Source organism: Enterobacter mori, assembly GCF_025244905.1.
Classification (GTDB): domain Bacteria; phylum Pseudomonadota; class Gammaproteobacteria; order Enterobacterales; family Enterobacteriaceae; genus Enterobacter; species Enterobacter mori_A.
The window spans coordinates 3,030,173-3,051,006 of sequence record NZ_CP104285.1 but is presented as its reverse complement, the minus strand read 5'-3'; the positions used below and the strand labels follow the sequence as shown (position 1 = coordinate 3,051,006).

General features: G+C 51.6%; 15 protein-coding genes. 12 read left to right on the top strand and 3 right to left on the bottom strand.

Features of this window, described 5'->3' with window-relative positions:
- Positions 1 to 105: 105 nt before the first annotated feature.
- From ecpA to N2K86_RS14400, 8 genes are all read left to right on the top strand, one after another.
- Positions 106 to 690 (top strand): common pilus major fimbrillin subunit EcpA, encoded by a 585-nt coding sequence (gene ecpA / locus N2K86_RS14435; RefSeq protein WP_260659051.1) that lies wholly within the window; start codon positions 106 to 108, stop codon positions 688 to 690.
- Positions 691 to 741: 51 nt separating this feature from the next.
- The gene (locus N2K86_RS14430; protein WP_260659050.1) at positions 742 to 1,419 is read left to right on the top strand and encodes a hypothetical protein; all 678 of its coding nucleotides are present in this window, start codon (positions 742 to 744) and stop codon (positions 1,417 to 1,419) included.
- Positions 1,420 to 1,472: 53 nt separating this feature from the next.
- Positions 1,473 to 3,965: a TcfC E-set like domain-containing protein gene (locus N2K86_RS14425; protein ID WP_260659049.1), complete on the top strand. Its 2,493-nt coding sequence runs from the start codon at positions 1,473 to 1,475 to the stop codon at positions 3,963 to 3,965.
- A 4-nt stretch (positions 3,966 to 3,969) separates the two neighbouring features.
- Entirely contained in the window at positions 3,970 to 5,583 is a 1,614-nt protein-coding gene (locus N2K86_RS14420) for a fimbrial protein (RefSeq protein ID WP_260659048.1), read from the top strand.
- A gap of 17 nt (positions 5,584 to 5,600) precedes the next feature.
- Positions 5,601 to 6,275, top strand: a complete 675-nt coding sequence (locus N2K86_RS14415; protein ID WP_260661697.1) for a molecular chaperone — start codon at positions 5,601 to 5,603, stop codon at positions 6,273 to 6,275.
- A gap of 97 nt (positions 6,276 to 6,372) precedes the next feature.
- A complete protein-coding gene (locus N2K86_RS14410; RefSeq protein WP_260659047.1) occupies positions 6,373 to 7,104 on the top strand; it encodes a winged helix-turn-helix domain-containing protein in 732 nt (243 codons plus the stop codon).
- Positions 7,079 to 7,552, top strand: a complete 474-nt coding sequence (locus N2K86_RS14405; RefSeq protein WP_260659046.1) for a hypothetical protein — start codon at positions 7,079 to 7,081, stop codon at positions 7,550 to 7,552. The genes N2K86_RS14410 and N2K86_RS14405 overlap by 26 nt, the downstream gene beginning before the upstream one ends.
- 390 nt (positions 7,553 to 7,942) lie before the next feature.
- Positions 7,943 to 9,430: an EAL domain-containing protein gene (locus tag N2K86_RS14400; protein WP_260659045.1), complete on the top strand. Its 1,488-nt coding sequence runs from the start codon at positions 7,943 to 7,945 to the stop codon at positions 9,428 to 9,430.
- 45 nt (positions 9,431 to 9,475) lie between these two features.
- Here the strand turns inward: N2K86_RS14400 and yegD are convergent, their stop codons facing one another.
- Positions 9,476 to 10,828, bottom strand: coding sequence for a molecular chaperone (gene yegD, locus N2K86_RS14395; protein ID WP_260659044.1), 1,353 nt, complete (start codon positions 10,826 to 10,828; stop codon positions 9,476 to 9,478).
- Between the two features lie 130 nt (positions 10,829 to 10,958).
- On the opposite strand from yegD, the gene alkA reads away from it, so the two are divergent.
- Entirely contained in the window at positions 10,959 to 11,831 is an 873-nt protein-coding gene (alkA, locus tag N2K86_RS14390) for a DNA-3-methyladenine glycosylase 2 (protein WP_260659043.1), read from the top strand.
- Here alkA and N2K86_RS14385 read toward each other — a convergent pair.
- Positions 11,796 to 15,125, bottom strand: coding sequence for a diguanylate cyclase (locus tag N2K86_RS14385; RefSeq protein ID WP_260659042.1), 3,330 nt, complete (start codon positions 15,123 to 15,125; stop codon positions 11,796 to 11,798). The genes alkA and N2K86_RS14385 overlap by 36 nt on opposite strands.
- Positions 15,126 to 15,468: 343 nt before the next feature.
- Here N2K86_RS14385 and udk point away from each other — a divergent pair, with 343 nt between their 5' ends.
- The 3 genes from udk to asmA all read left to right on the top strand — a co-directional run bounded on the left by udk (position 15,469) and on the right by asmA (position 18,656).
- Positions 15,469 to 16,110 (top strand): uridine kinase, encoded by a 642-nt coding sequence (gene udk, locus N2K86_RS14380; RefSeq protein WP_010431898.1) that lies wholly within the window; start codon positions 15,469 to 15,471, stop codon positions 16,108 to 16,110.
- 91 nt (positions 16,111 to 16,201) lie between these two features.
- Positions 16,202 to 16,783 carry a dCTP deaminase gene (gene dcd / locus N2K86_RS14375; RefSeq protein WP_006176323.1) on the top strand — a complete coding sequence of 194 codons (582 nt, stop codon included), beginning with the start codon at positions 16,202 to 16,204 and terminating at the stop codon, positions 16,781 to 16,783.
- 22 nt (positions 16,784 to 16,805) lie between these two features.
- Positions 16,806 to 18,656 (top strand): outer membrane assembly protein AsmA, encoded by a 1,851-nt coding sequence (asmA, locus tag N2K86_RS14370; RefSeq protein ID WP_260659041.1) that lies wholly within the window; start codon positions 16,806 to 16,808, stop codon positions 18,654 to 18,656.
- A gap of 88 nt (positions 18,657 to 18,744) precedes the next feature.
- Here asmA and N2K86_RS14365 read toward each other — a convergent pair whose 3' ends face one another.
- The gene (locus N2K86_RS14365; RefSeq protein WP_260659040.1) at positions 18,745 to 20,328 is read right to left on the bottom strand and encodes a TerC family protein; all 1,584 of its coding nucleotides are present in this window, start codon (positions 20,326 to 20,328) and stop codon (positions 18,745 to 18,747) included.
- Positions 20,329 to 20,834: the final 506 nt, after the last annotated feature.

Sequence of the window (20,834 nt, the reverse complement as noted above, 5' to 3'; positions counted from 1 at the left end):
GAATAATACTTTTTTGGCGCAGCAAATCTCGCTCGCAATTAAATGGAGCACCCTGGTTTCTTATATGAACAGTACCTGGTTGCGCGTCTTTCTTAGGAGAAGAAAATGAAAAAGTTATTACTGGTGGCCTCTCTGGCTTCTGTATTCGCAGCAGCAAATGCGATGGCTGATGTAACTGCATCTGCAACGGCATCTTGGGATGCAACTGCAACAAAAGATACAACCAGCATGTTGGTTGTTACTCCACTGAACTCTCTGACTTTCCAGTATGCGGAAGGCCTGAACGGGTTTAATACTCAGGACGGTGCTTTTGACATTACGATTCAGGGACAGGAAAGTGCAACAGACTTTGAGCTGACTGCACAGGTCATCAGCAATACTCTGACCAATGCAAGCGGCGATGCATCTACGCTGGATGTCGGTGTTGCATGGAATGGTGCTGCACTTTCCAGCTCTGCTGAGACTGTACTGGTGAACTCCTCTTCAACCTCTGGTCTGGAAAGCCTGATGGCTGATGGCGCCTATAACGGCGCAGACCGTGTGAGCGATCAGTCTAGCTTCAAGTTCTCTATTGCATCTGCAACGTCTGATGGTTCTACGGCTGTAACTGACTATTCAACGCTGCCTGATGGCTACTGGACTGGCGATGTTAAAGTTCAGTTCAACGCGACCTGGACTACCCCAGCGTAATGAATAAAAATTCGGGAGATTTATTCTCCCGAATTTATCAGGAATTGACAGATGAATAAATATTTACCAATTGCCATATTGGTGGGGATCGCTACATCTTTTTCCAGCTGGGCAATTAATGTGGGTGATATCACGTCGATAATGACTTCTGACGAGAGTTCATTATCGAAAGAAATTATTAACACAACTGATTCAGCACGCTATGTCAGCGTGACGGTAAAACAACTTTCATCGCCGCTACCGGGTGGTGTGGAAATGAATTTGGCAAATCCAGGTGAATTATTATCGACACCCGCAAACCTGATTCTTCCTGGCGATGCGAAAGATGTTTTTCGCTTTTTCTATAAAGGGCCAGAGGACGATAAGGAGCGCTATTATCGCCTGCAATGGATTGATGAACCGGTAAGTGAAAGCGTTGCGACCAAAGCCGGTAAAGCCGCCACCGCAACGGCTTCGGCGGAAATTGGGACTATCCTTGTGGTCGCTCCACGTAAGGAGCGTTTTGATTACAGCCGACAGGGCGATCTTATCACCAACACCGGCAATGTCTCTTTCCGCGTTATTGCCTACGGCGTGTGCAAAGATCCCGCTCTGGATCAGGGTAAAGGTTGCCGCGAACGTTACTACGTCATGCCAGGGACAAAAATAAGACTTCAGAAAAGTGATGTATCTAACAGCCGTACCCGTATTGGTATTTGGCATGGCAAGCAATTTATTACAGTGAAGTAATGAACAACGCCATTATCGGTACCCATAATAAATGCCGAAGTGTAAGGATGCGTATGTCATTTAAATATCTTGTTGAGGGGAGTGTATTTCTCTCTTTAGCGTTAACACCAGGGTTTGCTCATTCAGCGCCCGTTAAGATCGGTAATTACGTTATTCCCGGTGCTTTTGCTCGTTCGCTTGAGCAGGGAATGACGGTTCCGGTGTTTATTCGATATCAAGAAACGGATGAAAAAAGCCAGCAAAAGATAGCTGATGCGGTGATCTCCCTGGTCGACGGTAATATTGCCGTGAAGTCGATTATGGTTTCCGATCTGCCCAATAATGCCGTGCTGTCGGATAAAACGCGCGCGATGGTAGAAAAAATAGGTGATGTTAAATTTGTCGACAACACATCGATTGCACTGACACCTGAAGCCCGCTTACAGCTGAACGTGTCATCATTTCACCTGGAGATGATTGTCAGCAGGGACGCACTGACCGAGGCGGTTGTGGCGCGCAGCACGTTGTTAGGCCCGTCCAGCGTCGATCGGCTGTCTAACGTGCTGAATTACAATTTTGGCACCTACTACAACGACTATCAGAATGGCAGCAGTTCGCGCAGCTACTTAACACTGGATAACACGACATCTCTGCGTGAGCACCACTTCAACATTAACGGTTCGGTATACGGTATTGGCGAGAGCAATGGCTCCAGCAAGGTCTATCGCGCGATGTACGAGCGAGACTATGAAGGCTATCGCCTGGCAATGGGGATGCTTGATACATGGAACGTGCAATCTATTGCCAGCCTTAATGCCTTGAATGGCGGAAAAATCTACGGTGCCAGCTATGGCAACAAAGGCAGTACCGTGGTTGAAAATACCTCCCTGTCACTGACCCCGATTACCGTTTTCCTGCCAGCAGCGGGTGAGGTACACGTTTTTCGTGACGGACGCTTATTGAGCGTTCAGAACTTCAACATGGGTAGCTACGAAATTGACACCAGCCGTTTCCCTTACGGGGTTTATGACGTCACGGTGGATATTGTCGTTAATGGCCGTACTGTGAATACGCGCGTCAGCCGCGTGAACAAAATCTTTGCGCGCCAGCAGGCGGCCGGGCTGGATGAGATCTCATGGCAGGTCTTTGGCGGTTCGCTTGATTACGATCGCGTGAGCTACAAGCGTAATCACTACCGCGATTTAGGCAGTGAACAGACCTGGATTGCCGGTGGTGCGGGCTCTCTGACCCTGGCTATCCTCTCGGGTCTGAGCATCAAATCCACGGTTTACGGCTTTGACTCCAACGCGGTAAACGAAACCGATCTGACTTTAAACGTGAATGAGTACGTGAGCGTGGCGACGCAAACGCTGATGGCGAACGACGGTAGCTGGCGTAACGTCAGTAACGTGAACCTGAATGCGCCAGGCGGGTTTGGTTCGATGTGGGCGTCACGTGAAGACAGTAAAATCGGCGACCGTTTGCCCGTTCAGGAGCGTGACAACTACTCGATTGGCGGCACGATTAACCTCGGTAGCTTTATTCCGCACGGGGGCTCACTGACGGTGAGCCAGACGGAAAACCGCTACTCGGGCAACAAATACCGCAACCTGGATTACAGCACCACACTGTACGCCGGACGTTATGCCACCGTTGGTCTGCGCGCCGGGGTACAGCGTTATTACTACAACAACACCAACGATGACGGTCGCCAGGAACGTTATGTCAGCCTCGACCTCTCATTGCCACTGGCATCCTGGCTGAGTTTTGGGGCATCGCGCGATCGTTACGGCGCAACGCAAGGCAATATCAGTGCCCGCAAACAGTTTGAAGATGGACCGATTACCTCGGCTGGGATCTCGGCATCCACGCGCCTGAGCGGCGAACAGAATTACGGAAACAATTACTCCGTTAACGGCAACATGAGCTACGACACCAAATATAACGCCGGGACCGTCTCGGTTACCCGTTCAGGGGATAACTCAACCAATATGAATTTCTCTTCACAGGGGTCTGTTGCCTGGGCGGGCGGAGATTTCGGCCTGAGCAAAGAGCGTCAGCGCTCCGGGATCATTGTTAAAACCGGTATGGCTGGCGATGGCAAGCTGGCGGCAAAAGTAAACAACCGTAATTACGTATTGAGCGGGAAATCTAACTTTATTGCGCTGCCACCGTATGCGCAATACAAGCTGGAAATCATGAACGACCGCAACTCAGAAGACAGCTTCGATATTGTCTCCGGGCGTAAGCAATTGCTGAATCTGTATCCCGGCAACGTGGGAGTGGTTAAGCCAGAGGTGAAAAGCATGGTGACCGTGTTTGGTCGCGTCCGTTATCCGGATGGTGAACTGGCCACGAATACCGATATTCATAACCACATCGGTAAAACACGTACCGACGCGAAAGGTGAGTTCGCGATCGATATCGATAAGAAGTTTCCCGTCATTACCCTTGTTTCGGCCAATGGCAATATCTGCGAAGCCGATTTGGATCTGGATAAAGCCCGGGGCGCCGCGTGGGTCGGGGATGTGAAATGTGCACTGCAATCGACAATGGCGCAGAGATAATGCTATGAAAAATTCCAACATCATTCTTCCGTTACTGCTTGTTGGTGCGATGACGCCGTTTGCGGCTAAAGCGCTGAATGCGACATCATCGGGTTCGGCCAGTAATAATTTTCTGTTCATCGAGAACGCCGTAGACAGTGAATACTTCATTACACCATCAGCCCTCGACCCTCGCTTTAGTGGATCAAACACCTGGGTGAAATACGGTACTTCGCAGGTGAGTCTTGGCTATATGGGGTTTGTCGCCTGGACCGCGCCTGCCAACTACTATCAGGATATGTGGATTGATAATTCACCTATTGATGGGCCGTTTCGCGGGACTCGCTGTTATACCGGCACGCAATGCCCAACGTCAGGTTACATTTCAGGGCAAGGAACCGACAGTAACGGCTTCTACCATGCCCAGGTGGGATCGGTTGCGGGTGTTATCGGTGGGGCTTACGGCTTTGCCTCGCTGAGTGATTCTTCCTACGAATATTTCCGTAACATGCCCACCGGGAGCAGCGAAACGTATGTATTCAACCGCTGCTATACCTCGGTTAACTATGATTACGCTTCAGGACAGCGCTGTAAGGATCAAACCACCGGATTGTGGAATTACGTGAACTATACGTTAACCAAGCGCGGCCACCTGGCGCTTGAATCGACCAGTGCATTTCAGGAACTGTGGATTGCCAGCGACGGTACGCCGAGCATCACTAATGACTCCGGTGCCTGTGAGCTGGGTGTGGTGAGTAACGTGAGTGGCGTTATCTGCAAAATGGTCAGTTATAACCTTCAGCAGACGGCCAACCTGACCGCATCGCTGACCTTCAGGGCGTATGTCGATTCGGCGGCTCTTGGCTTTACCCCCGCGGCAGCAACGGTGCGTTATTCTGGAAATGGCTCTACCTGGTATAACTTCAGTACCTCTACGGCGTATTACAATGTCTTCTCAACAGGCGGCCAGTATGTTTACCTCTTTTTGTCGCAGACATTCCTTAAAAACCTTGTCGACTCTGGCAACAGTATTACAAACAGTCAGCCCTTTACCTTTGCGTTTAGTAATGCGTTGACCCCTGAGTCAGGTTATTACCAATTTACGCCTTCTTTACAGCTTAATATTGTCCCTAAGGAGTACGGGATAAGTATTGTTTCATCAAATAATACGACATCGGCAAGCGGGAGTGGCGCTATTGGCGATGAAACACCCATTGAAATGAATTATGTCGTCACCGTCTCTGGCCCGCGTCAGGCAGACAGTATTACCGCTAAGGTTGTTGGGGATAGCACGACGATTAACGATACGCCGTATTGCCTGTTTACGTCTGCGCAGGGGGGGATAAGCGTACCGATTCCGGCTTATCTTCAATATAACAACCAGTCTGGTAGCCTGACTCAGATGAGGAATAGCTGTAACGAAAACCCGATTAGCCTGAACGATGCGCTGTGGCAGCAAACGCCGTGGGATGCAAACAATACTGACGATGGAAGCTACTTCAGCACCAATTTATCGCTGCTGTTCCCGATGGATGATTCTCGCTCAGCTCTGACGGTGTCAGGCTCTGACTGGGAAGGCGTGGTCAGCGCCAGCGGAGAAATCCAGGTCACGGCTAACTGGGTGGGAGTCACAAAATAATGGCATGGCGTGCGGCAATGACCTGTGTGGGTTTAACATACGTGGCGCTGTTTAGTCTCTCTGCCCACGCCCTGTATCTCGATTCAACGATTTACGACATGGCTGCAGATAAGGCCTTTATTAGCAAGCGTATTTTCAATGACAGTAAGAAACAGAATGTGTACAGCATTTCTGCGGTGAAAATTGATAAACCTGGTCCTGGCGGGGAACGGCGCGAGTCAATAGAGGAAGGGGAGCTGCTTTTTGCCCCGCTTAATTTCTCCCTGGCACCGGATGCCGGGGAGTATTTCAAAATTTTTTATCGTGGGCCGCAGGACGACAAAGAGCGCTATTACCGGGTGCAGTTCACCGAAATGCCTGTGACGCTGTTCCCGGAGCACAACACGGGTAAAAAGAGTGAAGCGATACCGGCTATCGCCCTGGACACGATTCTGGTGGTTCGCCCCAGAAAAGTGGATCTGCGTTATAAGCTGGATGAGCAGGCCGGTATTCTCAAAAACACCGGGAATACTTTTTTTAAAATCATCGTTCAGAAAGGATGCAATTCAACAGATGATGAAGCAACTATTCGTTATGTTCTGCCAAGGGAGACGTACAATAGTCCAGGTCTGAAAAGTCAAAATAAAAAGTTTATTGTTGCTTTACAGAAATACCTCCCAATTGGTAATGGGTGTTTCAAACATAGCTCATAAAATAAAAATTTCTTATATTGATAACGTTATATAGTGAATATATTCTGTACGGGGTTTTTTGCTAACGTCAAAGTTAAAAATATAAGAGTTTACTTGGATGAAAAAAATCATTAATGATCAGGTTTTATACGATTCAGAGACGCGAGTGTTGAGTGCGCAAGGCGAAAGAACTGTCCTGTCAGCGCCAACCGCAAGGTTACTTGAACTCTTTATCGCAAATAATTATAAGCAATTAAACAGGGAACTGATCATTGAAGAGGTGTGGGGTCGGCATGGCATGATCCCGTCCGGGCATAGCCTTAATAAAAGTGTAAGCATGTTGCGCAAAGCGTTTTCAGCTTTAGGTATGGACGATCTGATTGTCACTATTCCGCGGGAAGGGTTTCTATTCCAGGCGCAGATCAAAAATGTTAGTGATGAAGTCTTAAACTGTAGTATGGCTACATTATATACGGTTAACAAAACGATTAAATTCGCGCGTTATCGTAAGTCAGTATTATTGTTTTTATTTGGTTTCATTATTTTTGTTTCCGTAGGCGTTATACTCGTCGCAATGTTAAGAGATCACGACAATATTGTGCATGTTATAAAATCTGGTTCGTGTGATATCTATACGACAGATGATAATTCAACAGAACAGTTATCCCAGTTTATGAATTCGCCAAAGTGGCAAAATTACAATTCCATTTGTAAACGAAGAAACAAAGTTATCGTATTTTATGATGACAACAGTTTATCAGAAGGTAATAAACTGAAAGAGTATTTCTTCAGTGTATGTAAAATGGATCGGAAGGGGATAGCGAGTGAGTGCGAGAATTATATTTATTAGCTTGATTACAGCATTGGTGGTGATTTTTTTCTTTATGCTGAATCGCACTAAGGTCCCATCAGCTTTAGTCTGTACTGCTAAAACCCACCTCTTCCTCAATACGCAAAAAGATGGAGTGAAAATTGAAGGCGAAGTCTTATTAGTATTCAGAATTTCTTCTGCCAGGGAAGGGGTGTTCTCACAAGTGGGAGTGCTGGACGTTAATGGGCAGAACTATTCGGTAAATCGCTCAACAACACTGAAATTTACCGGGCAGGACAGCGATGGCTACTTGCGTACTCAACGCGTTTCTGTGGTAAAGAATGACAATGATGACTTACCTGACGCAATAACAGACTTACTCATGTCAAAACAGAAGGCCTTTTACTACAAGATTATGCATATATCCGATAATGTTTATGGGGTTAGGGATCTTCGGCGCACGCTGATGGTGTGCCGGGCGAAGTGAATGCTGGCCACTTTGACTCTTTTTATTGAAATGATTGGCTGGGGTGAGTTGTTTTTGTGGTCGCTTGTTCTGGTGTTTTGTTGTTTGTATGTCGTTTCTGGTGTTTTGTTTTGCTGCGAGCTGAATGTAAGTGCATTAATTTGTACTGATTCAGATTAAGAAAATTCCCTGTATAAACATCATGAAGACTTTTATCATTGTATCCGCAATACGAATTTTTTCTGAAGGGGAAAACGCTCACTTTAACTTTTAGAATTTTATTTTATTAGAACATAGAATAAATGTTGTCTATCTGGCATTGGATGTTTGATGAAAATCGATACGATTGCGAATATTCTTTCTTTAAGAGAGGGGAGAGTGCTTTGCAATTAAACTTTTATGGTGATTATTATGAACACAAAAAAGGTCTTCCTTCTCAGTTATGACATTTATCTTTTCTCAGGAATTAGGTCTTTTTTACCTAATCTTGTATTGGTGGATGCTGGAGCGTTTGTCTCTGACTCAGATGTCTATATTCCACAATATAATACCTGTCTGTTAATAATTGACAGCAGAATGCCATTTTTTTTAGTAAGAAAATGGATGCAAAGGAACAGCAGTCAGTTTATCAATATGAACAGTGTTGTTCTGAGGTTGAGTGAAAATAAATGTATTAATCGAGGGTATGAAAAATATGAGTTTGTCAACGCAAAAATACATTTTAACTCGGTTGTTAATACTCTTAAGGACATATTGATGTCTGACCTTGTGATGGAAGAAAAATATAAAGAGGGAAGTATTGATACATTCCGTTTGAGCGATTTTGAAGAAGAGATGCTTAATGCTGCTTTTACCAGGGAAGGATTGGACGAATTTTGTAAGGCTAACTCGTTAGCCTCTAAATCACTTTATCGCTATCGGGATAAAATAACCCATCGATTAGGGTTTGATAATTTCAACGAAGCGATCATCTTTCTGACCAGAAATGGCTTTTTAGCAGAAAGAATGGTTGGGCACGAAAATACGACAAGACAAGCATCGAAAGAGCGTTTCTACGATAGCAACGATGCTGGCCGGTTAAATCTGGCGATGAAGAATGATGAAATTATCCCTTACTATCAGCCTATCATTGGAAATGAAGGGGAACTATGTGGCGTTGAAGTGCTGGCACGCTGGCCGTTGGGTCACAATTATGCCATTTCTCAACGAGAATTTATTCCCCTGGCGGAAAGTAGTGGTCAAATTAATGAGCTAACAAGTTATTTAATGAATAAGGTTGCCAGTGATTTAAGTCACGATATTGACTGGCAGGGCGATGATATTTTTGTCGCGTTCAATGTTAGCCCCTCTAGCTTAAGTAATCCCGTTTTCTACTGGGAGTGCCTTAACTTTATAGAGCTAACGGAATCACTGCCGATAAGGCTGATGATTGAGATAACCGAAAATCAGACGCTGGTGGTCACCCCGGCAATAAAGGAGCTGATTCGTTCATTACGTAATCGCGGTGTGCTCTTTGCACTGGATGATTTTGGTACGGGCTATGCCAATTTATGCTATCTGAATGAGTTGGATCTGGATGTCATTAAAATCGATAAGACCTTTATCAGCGGTATCCATGCAAAAGACCAGTCGCTGCCTATGCTGGAGTCGATTATTAATCTGGCTGCCATTCTGGGGCTGCGTACTGTCGCAGAGGGCGTGGAGTATGATTGTCAACGCGAATGGCTTATCACCAACCAGGTCGACTTCCTGCAGGGATACTATTTCATGCCGCCTGTATCATTGGCTGATTTTCGCAGTTACCTACAGCAGCATGAACCCGCTGCAAAAGGGCCGTCCTGGGGGCGGAAGAGGGTAAAATTAGAAAGAAGCGAAGAAGAGCACATCAGCGCAATGTAGATACTGATGCCCCACAAGGTGACTGAGGGGCTTCAGTTTTTGTGTTTAGCTAAACATCACCTGCGCCCAGCGCGCCAGCCCTGCGGTAACGGAGCCAAAGTCATCCCCACCGGCAATCGGAATGCCCGGCAGCTGTTCCGCCAGCGCTTTCTTGATCAGCGGTGAACGGGCGCTCCCCCCGGTCAGATAGATAACGTCCGGCTTCTCTTTGCCGTTTTCCAGCGCCAATTGCACCTGTTCCAGAATGCGCTGCAGCGGCTGAGTAAGCGCCGCTTCCAGCCCGTCCTGCGAAATCGCCGTAGCCAAATCGTCGCTGATAAACGGAAGTGAGACCGCGTGTTCTGCGCGGTCGGAAAGCGCAATTTTACTCTCTTCCGCAGTACGTACCACGCGGTAGCTCAGGCGCTGACGCCACACTTTATACAGCAGCGCGACCTTTTCGCCGTCCTGCGCGTCGCGCACCAGATCGTTGAGCAAGCGGCCGTTCGCGGTGCTGTAAAAATCACTCTGTGCGGGAACGTCGTTGATGGCGATCGCGTTCCACCACGGCAGGATCGGCAGGGCGATGCCTTTTTCCGTTTGTCCGCCCATGCCGAGCAGCGGCATCAGGCTCTTGAATGCCAGCGCGATATCGAGATCGTTACCGCCTACGCGGCACCCGCTGTGCCCCAGCAGGCTATTTTCACGGTCACGACGGTTATGCCACTGTGGCCCCATCAGCAGCAGCGAGCAGTCCGTTGTGCCCCCGCCGATATCCACGACTAATACGCGTTTTTCTTCCGTCAGCGTGGCTTCAAAATCCAGCCCCGCGGCAACGGGCTCATACTGGAACACCACGTCGCGGAAGCCCGCGCGGTGCGCCGCACGCTCAAGGATCCCCTGCGCCTGTTGGTTGGCTTCGTCGCTACCCAGCCCCTGGAAGTTGATCGGGCGACCAATCACCGCCTGGGTGATGGCGTCCGGTACCTGGGACTGCGCCTGATGACGGATGTGCAGCATCATGGCGCACACCAGGTCTTCAAACATCGCCACCTGCTGCGGCTTCAGGCCGCTGGCGCCGAGGAAGGATTTCGGTGATTTGACGAAGTACACCTCTTCCGGATCTTCAATATAGTGACCGAGCGAGGAGAGGCCGAACTGCACGCTGGACGGCGTAACGTCGATGTCTTCTTCACGGTTAAAACTGACCGCACGGCGCAGCAGCGCCTGGGTTTCCGCTGCGTTGGCAGGAACCTGGTGATGGCGGAACAGCCATTCGCTGACCGCTTCGCGCGACGGCGCGCAGAGCATTGACGGCAGCAGCGTACTCTCTTTCTCCATTTTCAGGAGCTGCGGTTGTCCGTTTTGTATAATCGCAACCGAGCAGTTTGCCGTACCGTAGTCGAATCCAATAAACACGATGAATCCCCATGCCAGTGAGAAGGGGCGAGACTTTAACGAAATGTCTTCATGGCGACAACAGGAATATGAAAGCAAGGCGAAACAAGACCTTTCCGTTTATGCTGTGGAGAACCCAAAAGGAGACACGATGTACACCCTGACCTGGCAACCCCCTTACGACTGGCAGTGGATGTTTAGCTTTCTTGGCGCGCGTGCGGTCACGGGTATTGAAACCGTCACGCACGACGACTACGAGCGCAGTTTTGCCTGCGAAGGGCATCAGGGGATCTTTCGCGTTACGCCGGATATCGCGGCCCATACGCTGACCGTGACGCTCAGTCCGGGGTTAATCCCGGTGGCACAGACCTGCCTTGAACGTATAGCGCGCCTGTTCGATCTCGCCTGCAACCCGCAGGAGATCGCGGATACGCTGGGCGATCTCGGTGCTGCCCGGCCGGGCTTGCGTTTGCCGGGAGCAATGGATGCCTACGAACAGGGCGTTCGGGCCATTCTCGGGCAGCTGGTGAGCGTGGCGATGGCGGCGAAATTGACGTCGCGCGTGGTGGCGCTGTGCGGCGAACCGGTGGCAGATTGTCCGGGCTATCTCTGTTTCCCCACGCCGGACGCGCTGGCGGCAGCGGACCCGCTGGCGTTAAAAGCGTTGGGCATGCCGGTAAAGCGCGCGGAGTCGTTGATTCATCTGGCACAGTCGGTGATCGATGGGACGTTTCCGCTTTCCCCGCCCGCGGATATCGAGGCCGGGATGAAGGCGCTGCAGCAGCGGCCGGGAATTGGTCGCTGGACGGCAAACTATCTGGCCCTGCGCGGCTGGCAGGCGAAAGATGTCTTTCTTCCGGATGATTATCTGATTAAGCAACGCTTCGCGGGCATGACGCCCGCGCAAATCCGTCGCTATGCCGAACGCTGGCAGCCGTGGCGCTCCTATGCGCTGTTGCACATCTGGTATACCGACGGCTGGTCACCCTTAATTGATGGCGAAGTAACTGGTATTCAGCAGTAGCTCCAGCGGCTGCGCTTCAGCGATGGTATCGCCGTATATGAAGTCGATACCAATGCCTGAAAGCGTATCCATAACGATCGGCTGATGGCAGGGTCCCGCGAGGGTTTTCATCCCCAGACGCTGTGCGTGCCCCTGGATAATGGTCACCATCATTTCGTCCATCAAATTGCCGTGAACGTTGTTAACCACGTCGGTATCCAGCATCAGATAATCCGCCATGTTGGGGCTCAGGTGGTTAACGTCATTCATATCGCGTCCCACATGGCTTAATACCACGCGGCAGCCCGCATGGCGGAGTTTTTGCAAATTACGCTGCGCGTTTTCATCCGGATTGCGCACCACGTCAACGGGGATAACCAGATGCAGCAGACGGCCGGGCAGCGGGCCTTTCTCAAGCAAATCGAGCAGTTCATCCACCAGCGTGACGCTGGCTAATCCGGCTTCCGAGAGCGGCAGGGCAACGCCCATGCCTTTTGCGGCGACGGGCGCGGCAAAGGTACGGAAGAACTCGTTGAAGATCCGCCTGTCGAGGGCGTGCAGCAGTTCAGGCTCCGCCAGACCTGATCGGAAGGCATGCTCTTCCTGCATCTCACCCTGGCTGGTCCACAGGCGAAGCGACAGCAGCCAGAAGCTGGCGCTTTCCGGAATGCGCGGGGAGGCCACGCTGCGGGCTATCATCATCAGATGATTGTCTTTGATCATATGCCACTGCTCGTCCAGTGACATCATACTGCGGTTGCTGTGGATCCGCTCCTGCTGTGGCTCGTAGAGTGTTACCACACCACGTCCGCTGTTTTTCGAGGCATAGCAGGCGATATCTGCCTGAGACATCACTTCCGCCGCCTGATGGTTACTCTCATCAATCAGCGTGATACCCGCGCTGGCGCCGATCCGGTGCAGCCGTCCTTCCCACGTGAAGTGGTAGTTATTGATGGTGTTGATCAGCCGTCCCGCGATATAGCGCGCGCTTTCGAGATTGCAGTCCGGTAGCAGCAGACCAAACTCATCCCCGCCCAGCCGCGCCAGAACATCGCTTGAACGCAGCATGGTCAGCATGAGGGATGAGAGCTCCCGCAGGAGGGCGTCACCCGCGGCATGACCTGCCGTATCGTTAACGGCTTTGAAGCGATCGAGATCGATAAACACCAGGGCATGACGCTGGTGCGTCTCCTGCACCGTTTGCAGCAGGCGTTTGAGATGGTTCTCGAAACTGACGCGGTTTGCGAGCCGGGTTAGCGCATCATGGGAGGCGCTATAGCTCAGCTGACGCAGCATTTTACGCGACTCGGTCACGTCCTGAATCACCAGTACGGAGCCAATATTGTGTCCATCCAGGGTACTTAATGGGGTGATGCTGTAGTGAATGTCGAAGCTCCCGCCGTTGCGGCAGTTGAGCACTACGTCCTGTTCGATATCTGACCGTGACATATCGCCGCTGTGGATGTTCTCCATCAACGGCCCATTTTCGCCAAAGGTAATATGCAGCACGCGCAGGATCGGTTGTCCAATGGCTTCGGTTTGCGGCCAGCCGCTCATTTTCTCGGCGACCGGGTTCATAAAGGTGACGTTCATGTCGATGTCGGTACAGATCACCGCTTCGCCGATGGAGTCGAGCGTAATATGCAGACGCTCCTTTTCCTGGAACAGCGCTTCGTTAAGCTGCTTCACCTCGGTCATATCCATATTGATGCCGAGCAGGCGTTCCACCTCGCCCTGCTTGTTCAGCACCCGATTCGCCAGCGAACGAATGTGGCGAATGCCGTCCTTCACCCGAATGCGAAATTCCAGCTTAAACGGCAGCCTTGCGATTAATGAATCGCGTAGCACTTTTTCGGCGTGCTCCCGGTCTTCTGGCACCATGGCGTCATGCCAGAGCTGCCAGGTCGGTTTGATGTGCGGCGGGATGTCGTAAAGCTCGAACATCCGCTTGTCCCAGCTGATGATATCCGGCTCCAGATCCCACTCCCAGATGCCAATCCCGCCCGCTTCGTTGGCGAGCGTAATGCGCTCCATCAGGCGTTTGTTGACCCACTCGGTTTGTTTCAGGTCGTTAATATCTTCAATCTGGGCGATAAAATAGAGGGGCGTGCCGTCAGCATGACGAACAACGGAGACGGCGAGCAGCGCCCAGACAACCTCGCCGTTACGGGTGTAATAGCGTTTCTCCAGCGTGTAGGTATTAATTTCGCCGCTGACCAGTTGCTCAAGTTGCTCCAGATCGGTGTTCAAATCCTCAGGCCAGGTCAACTGCTGGAAGGTGAGGGACTGAAGCTCCGCCTGACTATAGCCAAGGAAATTGCACAACGCTTTGTTGGCCTGCAGCCACTGGCCTTCGATCCCCACCAGCGCCATACCGATGGCGGAATACTCCATCGCATTACGAAAACGCTCTTCGCTTTCGGTGATGTGCTTGCGTTCGGCGCGAAACGCGTACATCACCATGGTCATGACGTTGGCGGGGAGCAGCATCATCAGGAAGGGGAGCCAGGGCGCGTTGAACGCAACGATAACATTCTGCGGCGTTATGGACGCCGGGTTTCTCGCCATCATCAGGGAGACCATCATGATAGTGGCTAAAAATACCAGGTAGGCTTCCATCCGCGGCAGGCGAACGGCGCTCCACATCAGCAGGACGATGACGCAGGTGAAAGGCCACGGGAGCCAGGTGATCGCCGCCCAGCAGAGAACCAGCGTTATACCCGTTGTCACCAGCGTTTCCAGTAGCAGTTTCGGGTTACGGTGACGCAGCAGGTAGTGGGGTTTAAACAGCAGCCCTAATGGCACCAGCGCCAGCGCGCCGATGGATTCCGACAACACCCAGATGAGGAAATTACGCAGGGGGTCTGTGCTCGGTACCAGTAAATAAACCAGTACCCCGCCCACAAGAGGCGGGATCAACGCACTGCCCACGGCCAGGCGGATCCAGTCGTTAAGGTTCTGCAGCGGGTTGTACCAGGGGAGGAGTTTGCGCAGCAGTAACGCCCCAACGCACGCCTCGATAATATTCACAAAGGTATAGGCGAGGTTGAGGGATCCCCATGAGAACAGCATCCACGAGGCCAGAATATTGCCGAACGAACAGGCCAACGCAATACCGGGCCACATTTTCCCGGCGTGGCGATAAAAGGCCACCATCATGATGGACGTCGGGAACCACAGCGGTGCCAGCAGCGTACCAAAGCGGGTCAGCTCAAGAGAAAATAGGGTAAAAATGAAGGTGACCAGGCCCAGGCAGACAAGTCGTAATAAAGGATGTGGGGTGGTAACCAAAACCCGTTGGTATTGTTTATTCATTACCGCTCTATCCAGGGACGCCATGCCGTCAGGAGCGAGGTCCGGGCGCGTGAAAGGATTAATTTCGTTTATGCTAGTACAAACAATTTACAAATCATATGCTGACTGCTCAGATTTTGACATCATAGACTTATTAAATAGTTACTCCGGGAAAAATTTCGGGTGAACGCCGAAAAAGCAGGCATTAAAATTTCACTCAGGGAGTAAAAAGACACTTTTCAGGCCGTCTCGCATAACCTGCGCTTTCGACTGGTATCACGCCCGCGAAATCCCTATAATTGCCGCGTTTGACGCTCCGGCGTCGTCCTTCCTTAACATCCAGGTTAATCAGGTCGCTAAATTTATGACTGATAAGTCTCATCAGTGCGTCATCATAGGCATCGCCGGCGCATCGGCTTCAGGTAAGAGTCTAATTGCCAGTACGCTTTATCGCGAATTGCGTGAACAAGTCGGTGATGAGCACATCGGCGTCATTCCCGAAGACAGCTATTACAAAGACCAATCCCATCTTTCGATGGAAGAGCGCGTCAAAACCAACTATGACCACCCCAGTGCGATGGATCACAGCTTGTTGTTCCAGCATCTTCAGTCACTTAAAAACGGTACGGCCATTGAACTGCCGGTCTACAGTTACGTAGAACACACCCGTACGCAGGAAACGGTTCACATTGAACCGAAAAAAGTCATTATCCTTGAAGGCATCCTGCTGCTGACCGATGCTCGTCTGCGCGAGTCGATGAATTTCTCCATTTTCGTCGATACGCCGCTGGATATCTGTTTGATGCGCCGCATCAAGCGCGACGTTAACGAACGCGGTCGTTCCATGGACTCCGTCATGGCGCAATACCAGAAAACCGTGCGTCCAATGTTCCTGCAATTTATCGAGCCATCTAAGCAATACGCCGATATTATCGTGCCTCGCGGCGGTAAAAACCGTATTGCTATTGATATCTTAAAAGCGAAAATCAGCCAGTTTTTTGAATAAGCCGCGCGAATTGTGTACCGTTCAGAGATAACCTGGTTTTGCCCTGTGGCCATACGGTTGCGGGGCACGATGCACGAAAGGAGAAAGTGCCATGCGTCTTTGTGACCGCGATATAGAAGCCTGGCTGGATGAAGGCCGCCTGTCTATCACCCCGCGTCCGCCGGTAGAGCGCATTAACGGTGTCACCGTCGACGTGCGCCTGGGGAATAAATTCCGCACCTTCAGCGGCCACACGGCACCGTTTATCGATCTCAGCGGGCCGAAAGATGAAGTCAGCGCCGCGCTCGATCGCGTGATGAGTGACGAAATCGTCCTTGATGAGGGCGAGGCGTTTTATCTGCATCCTGGCGAACTGGCGCTGGCAGTGACCTTTGAGTCGGTGACGCTGCCTGCCGATCTGGTGGGCTGGCTGGATGGCCGCTCTTCGCTGGCGCGTCTGGGCCTGATGGTTCACGTTACCGCTCACCGTATCGATCCCGGCTGGTCTGGCCGCATCGTGCTGGAGTTCTTCAACGCCGGTAAATTGCCTCTGGCGCTGCGCCCGGGCATGATGATTGGCGCGTTGAGCTTTGAGCCGCTGACAGGCCCGGCAGATCGTCCTTACAACCGCCGTCAGGACGCAAAATATCGCGACCAGCAGGGTGCGGTTGCCAGTCGTATTGATAAAGACTGATTGTTCGTTCACTGAGGATGCCATGAGAAGAGTTCTGACAACGCTGATGATTTTGCTGGTGGTACTGGTGGCTGGCCTTTCTGCGTTGGTGCTGCTGGTTAACCCCAATGATTTCCGTGCTTATATGGTGCGGCAGGTCGAAGCACGCAGCGGGTATGAACTGAAGCTGGACGGGCCGCTGCGCTGGCACGTCTGGCCGCAACTCAGCATTCTCTCGGGTCGTATGTCGTTAACCGCGCCAGGGGCGTCTCAGCCGCTGGTGTCGGCAGACAACATGCGCCTTGATGTGGCGCTGATCCCGCTCTTCTCCCATCAGCTTCAGGTTGACCAGGTGATGCTGAAAGGGGCGGTGATCCAGCTTACTCCCCAAACCGAGGCAGTGCGCAAAGCGGATGCCCCTGTCGCGCCACGCGAAAATACCTTACCGGATGAGCCGTCTGATACCGGCTGGTCGTTCGATATTGGTAACCTGAAAGTGGCCGACAGCGTGCTGGTTTTCCAGCATGAAGGTGACGAGCAGGTCACCGTGCGCAACATCAACCTCAGGATGGAGCAAGACGCCAACCATATCGCCACCGTGGAGTTCTCCGGGCGGGTGAACCGCGATCAGCGCGATTTGAACCTCTCCATGAAGGCTAACGTGAACGCGTCGGACTATCCCCATCGTCTGACGGCGGATGTCCAGCAGCTGAACTGGCAGCTGACGGGGGCAGACCTGCCGACAGCAGGGATTACCGGTCAGGGCACGCTGCAGGCCGTCTGGCATGAAGAGAACAAGCAGCTGGAGCTAAACACTCTCAATTTGCAGGCCAACGACAGTACCCTGAAAGGACAGGCGAGCGTCTCGCTTGCTGAAAAACCGAAATGGGTTTTTGATCTGCAGTTCGACAAGCTGAACCTGGAAAACCTGCTGCCACCGCAGCCGAACGCAGCGGCTGACGGCGACGTCGCGCAGACAGGGCAAAGCCAGGCCGCGAAACCGCGTCCGGTGATCTCCTCAAACCTCGATCAGCCCAATTATAACGGTCTGCGCGGATTTACCGCCGACATCCTGCTGAAAGCCAACAGCGTACGCTGGCGCGGTATTGATTTTACCGACGTCAGCAGCCAGATGTTCAACCATAATGGCCTGCTGGTGATCTCTGAACTCAGCGGCAAGATGGGGGCGGGGCACATGTCGCTGCCGGGTACGCTGGACGTGCGCAAAGACGTGGCCAGCGCCGAATTCCAGCCACGCCTTGAAAACATTGAGATTGGCACGATCCTTAAAGCCTTCAATTATCCAATTGACCTCACGGGGCAGCTGACGCTGGCGGGGGATTTCTCCGGCACGAAGATTGACGCGGAGGCATTTCGCCGCGACTGGCAGGGTCAGGCGCACGTTGAGCTGAAAGATACCCGAATGGAAGGCCTCAACTTCCAGCAGCTGGTGCAACAGGCGGTAGAGCGCAGCAGCAATGTCAAAGCGCAAGAAAACTACGATAGCGCAACGCGTCTCGATAACTTTACCAGTGAGCTGACCCTGGATAACGGAAAGCTGTCCCTGGACGAGATGCAGGGAACGTCTTCTCTGCTGTCGTTAACGGGTGAGGGCAAGCTGGATTTAGTGGAAGAGACGGCGGATACGCGGTTTAACGTCCGTGTGCTTTCCGGATGGGAAGGCGAAGGCGAGCTTGTCGATTTCCTGAAAGAGACGCCGATCCCGTTGAACGTTTACGGTAAATGGCAGGCGATGAATTACAGCCTGCAGGTCGATCAGATCTTGCGTAAGCATCTGCAGGACGAAGCAAAACGTCGGCTGAATAATTGGGCGGACCGTAATAAAGATTCCCAAACCGGCAAGGACGTGAAGAAGCTGCTCGATAAGCTGTGATGCCTGTTGTGCCGGGTGGCGCTTCGCTTACCCGGCCTACAAAAGCCAGACGCCGTAGGCCGGGTAAGCGAAGCGCCACCCGGCTTTTTTATACCTCAAAATCCATTTCGTCCTCATCCCGCAGTGGAATGAGCTGAACTTTCTGCACGCGATGGTTTTCAATTTGCAGCGTTTTCAGCAGATAGTCGCCCACCTGAACCTCTTCCCCCGGCTGCGGGATACGCTGTAAATACTCCATCAGCAGGCCCGCAATGGTGTGATACTCACGCTTCTCATCCAGCGGCAACGGCACAAACTGCACCAGGTCTTCCAGCGGCATATGGCCGTTAGCCGTCCACGTACCGTCTGCGTTTTTCTGAATGTCATGGCGCGCATCGATTTCATCCACCTCATTCGGCAGATTACCGGCGATGGTTTCCATCACGTCGCTCAACGTCACCAGCCCCTCGACGGACCCGAATTCATCCACCACAAAGGCGAAGTGGGTACGCGCGTTACGGAACTGCTCAAGCGCAGAGAGCAGAGGCAGCCCTTCCGGGAACACCAGCGGCTGGCGTACCAGCACGCGCAGATTAAGCGGCTCGCCGTGCAGTTGCTGCTGAAGCAGGTCAATCACGTGCACCACGCCCAGCAGCTCCTCTTCCTCTTCACCGCCCGTTACCACGACCCGGGTGTGCTGGTTTTTATCCAGCAGGGCGCGGATTTGCTCTTCCGGCGCCGTCAGATCGATGTGCTCGATATCGTGACGGGAGGTCATGATGCTGCTGACGGAGCGCTGGTTCAGGTTGAGCACCCGCTCAATCATCCGGCGTTCCTGCGGATCGAAGATCTGCCCGTCGCTGTGATCGGCCAGCATTGCAGAGGATTCGGCATCCAGCTCGGCATCCTCTTTTCGCCCACTCAGCAGGCGCATTACCGTATCGGCGGTGCGCTGGCGCAGCGTCTGATTTGCAGAGAGAAAGCGGCGACGGTTAAAGATTGCCAGCTGATTTAGCGATTCGATCATGACCGAGAAGCCAATCGCCGCGTACAGGTAGCCTTTCGGAATGTGGAAACCAAATCCGTCGGCGACCAGGCTGAAACCAATCATCAGCAGGAAGCTCAGACACAGGATCACGATAGTCGGGTGGCTGTTCACAAACCGCGTGAGCGCTTTACTGGCCATCACCATCAGCGTGATGGCGATGATCACGGCGGCCATCATCACCGCGAGGTGATCAACCATGCCGACGGCGGTGATAACGGAGTCCAGGGAGAAAACAGCGTCGAGCACCACAATTTGCGCCACCACCGGCCAGAATTTCGCGCCGCGCCGCTGCGTGGGGCTATCGCTGTCTTTCCCTTCGAGCCGCTCATTGAGTTCAACCGTGGCTTTGAAGAGAAGGAACAACCCGCCAAAGAGCATAATCAGGTCACGCGCGCTGAAGCTCAGGCCGTAGAGCGTAAACAGCGGTGTGGTGAGGGTAACCAGCCAGGAGATTGAGGCCAGCAGCAGCAAACGCATCACCATCGCCAGCAGCAAACCCGTAACGCGCGCACGGTCGCGCTGCGCCGGGGGCAGCTTTTCAGCGAGGATGGCGATAAAGACCAGATTATCAATACCGAGCACTAATTCGATGACGACCAGCGTAACCAGCCCGGCCCAGATTGATGGATCGGCAATCCATTCCATAGTAATAGCAATACCTTCAGTTACATGAGCAATGTCACACTTCGATCATGGATAAAGCTGACCGAAATTGCAATGCCAGGCTGAGATTTCTCTTAATAGAAGGCAGGATAAAACAACTGGAAAAATGAGCCGTGTAAATAAGGTAATGGCGAAGATTTAATTACACTGGTTCACATTTAGGATATATCGCAACAAATGGTTTTAACTCGTATTTTGTCAATATAAAGAAAATCCTAAAACCTCAAAACTTTGCTATTAATATTAATCTTAAAAACAGATATTAGGAGGGTTGTCTCCTTGCCTGCTATTAGGTTAGCTGCAACAATTCTCCCAGCATCAAATGTTAAATTTCTTTGTTGCTATTTTTGTTTCGTTCTTATGGCGTGGCAATTCATTGCCAGCGGGCTATTTAACGTGGCTGAAATATTCCCATAAGACCTTGTTTAAGAGGGTGTCTATCCATAACACATTGTTTAGTCAGTGGATTGGTAACTGAAAGCCAAGGG

Excerpts from the sequence above, each read along its gene's own strand:
- ecpA (WP_260659051.1), top strand. The coding sequence starts at position 106 with ATGAAAAAGTTATTACTGGTGGCCTCTCTGGCTTCTGTATTCGCAGCA.
- N2K86_RS14365 (WP_260659040.1), bottom strand. The coding sequence starts at position 20,328 with ATGGAATGGATTGCCGATCCATCAATCTGGGCCGGGCTGGTTACGCTG.
- asmA (WP_260659041.1), top strand. The coding sequence starts at position 16,806 with ATGAGAAGAGTTCTGACAACGCTGATGATTTTGCTGGTGGTACTGGTG.
- udk (WP_010431898.1), top strand. The coding sequence starts at position 15,469 with ATGACTGATAAGTCTCATCAGTGCGTCATCATAGGCATCGCCGGCGCA.
- N2K86_RS14400 (WP_260659045.1), top strand. The coding sequence starts at position 7,943 with ATGAACACAAAAAAGGTCTTCCTTCTCAGTTATGACATTTATCTTTTC.
- alkA (WP_260659043.1), top strand. The coding sequence starts at position 10,959 with ATGTACACCCTGACCTGGCAACCCCCTTACGACTGGCAGTGGATGTTT.
- N2K86_RS14415 (WP_260661697.1), top strand. The coding sequence starts at position 5,601 with ATGACCTGTGTGGGTTTAACATACGTGGCGCTGTTTAGTCTCTCTGCC.
- N2K86_RS14410 (WP_260659047.1), top strand. The coding sequence starts at position 6,373 with ATGAAAAAAATCATTAATGATCAGGTTTTATACGATTCAGAGACGCGA.
- N2K86_RS14425 (WP_260659049.1), top strand. The coding sequence starts at position 1,473 with ATGTCATTTAAATATCTTGTTGAGGGGAGTGTATTTCTCTCTTTAGCG.
- dcd (WP_006176323.1), top strand. The coding sequence starts at position 16,202 with ATGCGTCTTTGTGACCGCGATATAGAAGCCTGGCTGGATGAAGGCCGC.
- N2K86_RS14385 (WP_260659042.1), bottom strand. The coding sequence starts at position 15,125 with ATGAATAAACAATACCAACGGGTTTTGGTTACCACCCCACATCCTTTA.
- N2K86_RS14420 (WP_260659048.1), top strand. The coding sequence starts at position 3,970 with ATGAAAAATTCCAACATCATTCTTCCGTTACTGCTTGTTGGTGCGATG.
- N2K86_RS14430 (WP_260659050.1), top strand. The coding sequence starts at position 742 with ATGAATAAATATTTACCAATTGCCATATTGGTGGGGATCGCTACATCT.